Annotated in this window: 1 protein-coding gene; it reads left to right on the forward strand. The window is 66.6% G+C overall.

Annotated features, from left to right (window positions below; translation table 11 throughout):
* A partial coding sequence (locus RhoFasB10_RS25730) for an ATP-grasp domain-containing protein (RefSeq protein ID WP_167679325.1) occupies nt 1-743 on the forward strand: 743 nt, incomplete at both ends.

Here is a 743-nt window from a genome sequence, read left to right on the forward strand (position 1 = left end):
CAGGCCGTCATCGACGCAGGCCTGATCTGGATCGGACCGTCACCGCAGTCCATCCGCGACCTCGGCGACAAGGTCACCGCACGCCACATCGCCACCCGCGCCAAAGCCCCCTCCGTTCCCGGTACCGCCGAGCCGGTCAAGGACGCCCAGGAAATCCTCGACTTCGCCGACGAGCACGGCCTGCCGATCGCCATCAAAGCCGCCTTCGGTGGCGGCGGGCGCGGCATGAAAGTCGCCCGCACCCGCGAAGAAATCCCCGAATTGTTCGACTCCGCCGTCCGTGAAGCCGTCGCCGCGTTCGGCCGCGGGGAATGCTTCGTCGAGCGCTACCTCGACAAGCCCCGCCACGTCGAAGCACAGGTCATCGCCGACCAGCACGGCAACGTCGTCGTCGCCGGCACCCGCGACTGCTCCCTGCAACGCCGCTTCCAGAAGCTCGTCGAGGAAGCACCCGCCCCGTTCCTCACCGAAGCCCAGCGCAAGGAAATCCACTCCAGCGCCAAGGCCATCTGCAAAGAAGCCGGCTACTACGGCGCAGGCACCGTCGAATACCTCGTCGGCCAAGACGGCCTCGTGTCCTTCCTCGAGGTCAACACCCGCCTGCAGGTCGAGCACCCCGTCACCGAGGAAACCTCCGGCATCGACCTCGTGCTGCAGCAGTTCCGCATCGCCAACGGCGAAGAACTGTCGATCACCGAAGACCCCGAACCGCGCGGACACTCCTTCGAGTTCCGCATCAACGG

The sequence above is a fragment of the Rhodococcus sp. B10 genome, from assembly GCF_011770055.1.
Lineage (GTDB): Bacteria > Actinomycetota > Actinomycetes > Mycobacteriales > Mycobacteriaceae > Rhodococcoides > Rhodococcoides kyotonensis_B.